The organism is Devosia sp., from assembly GCF_036406155.1.
In the GTDB taxonomy this organism is placed as follows: Bacteria; Pseudomonadota; Alphaproteobacteria; order Rhizobiales; family Devosiaceae; genus Devosia_A.
The window spans coordinates 1-4,413 of record NZ_DASWVV010000108.1 but is presented as its reverse complement, the minus strand read 5'-3'; the positions used below and the strand labels follow the sequence as shown (position 1 = coordinate 4,413).

The 4,413-nt window shown below is 69.2% G+C and carries 4 protein-coding genes; all 4 read right to left on the bottom strand.

Annotation, left to right across the window (positions count from 1 at the left end):
• The coding region (locus VGD93_RS06865) for a F0F1 ATP synthase subunit gamma (protein WP_395010517.1) at window positions 1-425 on the bottom strand (425 nt) is incomplete at its 3' end.
• Between the two features lie 19 nt (window positions 426-444).
• The gene (gene atpA, locus VGD93_RS06860) at window positions 445-1,980 is read right to left on the bottom strand and encodes a F0F1 ATP synthase subunit alpha (protein ID WP_395010515.1); all 1,536 of its coding nucleotides are present in this window, start codon (window positions 1,978-1,980) and stop codon (window positions 445-447) included.
• Window positions 1,980-2,540 (bottom strand): F0F1 ATP synthase subunit delta, encoded by a 561-nt coding sequence (locus VGD93_RS06855; protein ID WP_395010513.1) that lies wholly within the window; start codon window positions 2,538-2,540, stop codon window positions 1,980-1,982. Before VGD93_RS06855 ends, atpA begins: the two co-directional genes overlap by 1 nt.
• 195 nt (window positions 2,541-2,735) lie before the next feature.
• Window positions 2,736-4,413 (bottom strand): replication restart helicase PriA (gene priA, locus VGD93_RS06850; RefSeq protein ID WP_395010511.1); only part of this gene is annotated, 1,678 nt, incomplete at its 5' end.

Genomic DNA, 4,413 nt, shown 5'->3' with positions numbered 1-4,413 from the left:
GAGACGGTATCGACGATACGGTCGGCGAAGATGCGCTTGAGGATGTCGTTGCCCTTGCGGCCGACGGTGAGAATCTTCACCGTCTTGCCTTCGCTGATAAGCTTCTGCGCCGTCTCGCGGGCCAGCCGCGCGATCGACGAGTTGAAGCCGCCCGCCAGGCCGCGCTCGCCGGTGGCCACCACCAGCAGGTGCACCTGGTCGCGGCCGTTGCCGGCCAGCAGTTCGGGCGCCCCGGCCCGGCCGGCATAGGCGGCGCCGAGCGCCGCCAGCACCTGCCCCATGCGCTCGGCATAGGGCCGGGCCTGCTCGGCCGCCTCCTGGGCGCGCCGGAGCTTGGCCGCCGCCACCATCTGCATGGCCTTGGTGATCTTCTGGGTCGACTTGACCGAGGCGATGCGGTTCTTGAGGTCCTTCAGCGAAGCCATAGGGCCACTTTCTTCTGGTTCAGGCTGCGAAGGTCTTCTTGAAGGCGTCGATCGCCGCCTTGAGCCGGCCGCGCAGCTCGTCGGACAGCGCCTTCTCTGTAGCGATGGCCGTCAGCACGTCCTGGTGCTTGGAGCGCAGCGCCCCGAGCAGGCCCTTCTCGAAGGCACCCACCTGGCTCACCGGCAGGTCGTCCAGATAGCCCTGGCCGCCGGCGAAGATCACCGCGACTTCCTCTTCCGGCTTCAGCGGCGAGAACTGCGGCTGCTTGAGCAGTTCGGTGAGGCGGGCGCCGCGGTTGAGCAGGCGCTGCGTCGCGGCGTCGAGGTCCGAGCCGAACTGGGCGAAGGCCGCCATCTCGCGGTACTGGCTGAGCTCGCCCTTGAGCGAGCCGGCCACCTGTTTCATCGCCTTGATCTGGGCGTTGCCGCCCACGCGGCTGACCGAGATGCCGACGTTCACGGCCGGCCGGATGCCCTGGAAGAACAGGTTGGTCTCGAGGAAGATCTGGCCGTCGGTGATCGAGATCACGTTGGTCGGGATATAGGCCGAAACGTCGTTGGCCTGCGTCTCGATGACGGGGAGCGCCGTGAGCGAACCCGAACCGTGCTCCTCGTTGAGCTTGGCGGCGCGCTCGAGCAGGCGCGAGTGCAGGTAGAACACGTCGCCCGGATAGGCCTCGCGCCCAGGCGGGCGGCGCAGCAGCAGGCTCATCTGGCGGTAAGCGACGGCCTGCTTGGTGAGGTCGTCATAGGCGATCACGGCGTGCATGCCGTTGTCGCGGAAATATTCGCCGATGGCGGCGCCGGTCATCGGCGCCAGGAACTGCATCGGCGCCGGGTCCGAGGCGGTGGCGGCGACGACGATCGAATATTCGAGCGCGCCGGCGTCCTCCAGCACCTTGACGAACTGGGCGACGGTCGAGCGCTTCTGGCCCACCGCGACGTAGATGCAGTAGAGCTTCTCGCTCTCGGGCGCATTCGCGGCGTGGGCCGGCTTCTGGTTGAGGAAGGTGTCGAGGATCACCGCGGTCTTGCCGGTCTGGCGGTCGCCGATGATCAGCTCGCGCTGGCCGCGCCCGATCGGGATCAGCGCGTCGATGGCCTTCAAGCCGGTCGACATGGGCTCGTGCACCGACTTGCGCGGCAGGATGCCCGGAGCCTTGACGTCGACGCGGCGGCGTTCCTTGGCCTTGAGCGGCCCCTTGCCGTCGATCGGGTTGCCGAGCGCGTCGACGACGCGGCCAAGCAGTTCCTTGCCGACCGGGGTGTCGACGATGGCGCCGGTCCGCTTGACGGTGTCGCCTTCCTTGATGCCGCGGTCGGCGCCGAAGATCACGACGCCGACATTGTCGGTCTCGAGGTTGAGCGCCATGCCCTTGATGCCGCCCGGGAACTCGACAAGCTCGCCGGCCTGCACGTTGTCGAGGCCGTAGACGCGGGCGATGCCGTCACCCACCGAGAGCACCTGGCCGACTTCGGAGACCTCGGCCTCCTGGCCGAAATTCTTGATCTGCTCCTTGAGGATCGCAGAGATTTCCGCGGCTTTGATGTCCATTATCCGACCTCTTTCATGGCGATCTTCATCGCCGTCAGCTTGGTTTTGAGGGACGAGTCGATCATCCGGCTGCCGACCTTGACCACAAGGCCACCGATCAGGCTCGGATCGACGTGTTCGGTGAGCGTGACCGTCTTGCCGATCCTGGCCTTGAGCGTGCCGGCGAGCTCGGCGAGCTGGGCCTTGCTCAGCGGCGCCGCCGAGGTCACTTCGGCCGCGATCTCGCCGCGGCCGGCGGCGCATAGCGCCGTGAAGGCCGAGATGATGGTCGGCAACGCGAACAGCCGGCCGTTGCGGGCCACGACCTTGACGAAGCTGGCCACCGTGGGGTGCGCCTTGGCCTTGGCGAGGATGGCGTCGACCGCCTCCGCCTTGGCGTCGGCGCTGATCACCGGCGAGCGCAGGAAGCGCCCGAAATCGGCGCTGTCACCGGCCAGCCGGGCGATGGCGCCGAGGCCGGCCTCGACCGCTTCGAGGGTGTTCTCGCCGCGGGCGAGATCGTAGAGCGCCGCCGCATAGGGCCGCGCGATTTGCACAAGCACTGAATCCTGCGCTGCCAATGCTCCGTCACCCTCATGATTTGCAACCTCAGGGCCGGCGGGAAAACGTGCCGGGACGGTTGCTGTCGCTTGAGCTGGTTCTCCGGAGGGAGCCAGCCGGCCCCTCCAGTTCGCGGCCCCCTCTAACACGATGAGAAATGCCCCGCAAGGCTGGCCGGAATGAGTCTTTGGGGGAGAGTTGTCGCACGCTCCGGCTCAGAAAAAGCTCATCGGGTCGATGTCCACCTGCACCTTGAGGTTGCCGCTCGGCCGCTCGGCCGAAGTGAGCCAGAAGCGCACATAGCCGGAAAGGTCGAAATCCCTGGGGCTCTGCGCCAGCAGGCGCACGCGGTGGCGCCCGCGCACCATGGCGACGGGCGCATCGGCCGGGCCGAACAGCCGCAGCCCCTCCGCCATCGGCGCCGCCGCCAGCAGCCGCCGCGCGAAGCCCATGGCGGCGTCGTGCTCGCTGGCCGAGACGATCAGCGCCGCCAGCCGCCCGAACGGCGGCAGTCCACCTTCCGCGCGCGCCTTGAGCTCGTAGGCGTAGAAGGCCTCGCGGTCGCCCTTGACCATGGCCTGCATCACCGGGTGCTCGGGGTGGTAGGTCTGCAGGAAGGCGCGCCCGGCGCGCGCCGCGCGCCCGGCCCGGCCGGTCACCTGCGTCAGGATCTGGAACGTCTTTTCCGCCGCCCGCGGATCGCCATGCGCGAGGCCGAGATCGGCGTCGAGCACGCCCACCAGCGTCAGCTTCTCGAAATGGTGGCCCTTGGCGACGAGCTGCGTGCCGATGATGAGGTCGTAGGCACCGCGCGCGATCTCGGTGAAGCGGTCGCGCAGCTGCGCATTGCTGCCCATGTCGGAGGACAGGATCACCGTGCGCGCGTCGGGAAAGCGCGCCGCCGCTTCTTCCGCCACCCGCTCGATGCCCGGCCCGATCGGCACCAGCGCATCCGCCGCCCCGCACGCCCCGCAGCTGTCGGGCTTCTTCTGCTCGCGGCCGCAATGATGGCACATCAGCACGCCGCGGAAGCGGTGCTCGACCAGCCAGGCCGAGCAGTCGGGGCACTGGTACTGGTGGCCGCAGGCCCGGCACAGGGTCAGCGGCGCGTAGCCGCGCCGGTTGAGGAACAACAGCGCCTGCTCGCCGCGGTCGAGCGTAGCGAACACTTCGCGCGCCAGCCGCGGCGCGATCCACTGCCCTTTTTCGGGCGGTTCCTCGCGCATGTCGATGGCGGTGACGTCGGGCAGCGCCGCCTCGGCGAAGCGGCTCGACAGCAATACATGGCGGTAGCGGCCGGTATTGGCGTTGTTGCGGCTCTCGACCGAGGGCGTCGCCGAGGACAGGATCACCCGCGCCCTGGCGAACTTCGCCCTGACCACCGCCATGTCGCGGGCGTGGTAGCTGACGCCGTCCGACTGCTTGTAGGCCCCGTCGTGCTCCTCGTCGAGCACCAGCAGGCCGAGTTCGCGGAACGGCAGGAACAGCGCCGAGCGCGCCCCCACCACCGCCCGCACCGTGCCGTCGAGGACGCCGCGCCAGGTGCGCGCCCGCTGCACCGGCGTCATCTCGGAATGCCACTCCGCCGGCCGGGTGCCGAAGCGCCGGGCAAAGCGGGCAAGGAAGGTGTGGGTGAGCGCAATTTCGGGCAGCAGGATCAGTGCCTGCCGCCCGGCCCTGAGCGTGTCGGCCACCGCTTCGAAGAATACCTCGGTCTTGCCGCTCCCGGTGACCCCGTCGAGCAGCGCCACGGCGAAACGCCCGGGATCGAGCTCGCGGATCTGCTGGAGCGCCGCTGCCTGCTCGACGCTGAGGCTGGGCACCGCGGCCTCCGTATCGGGCGGCAGCACGACCGGCGCCGGCGGCACGTCCACCCGCACCAGCGCCCCGGCG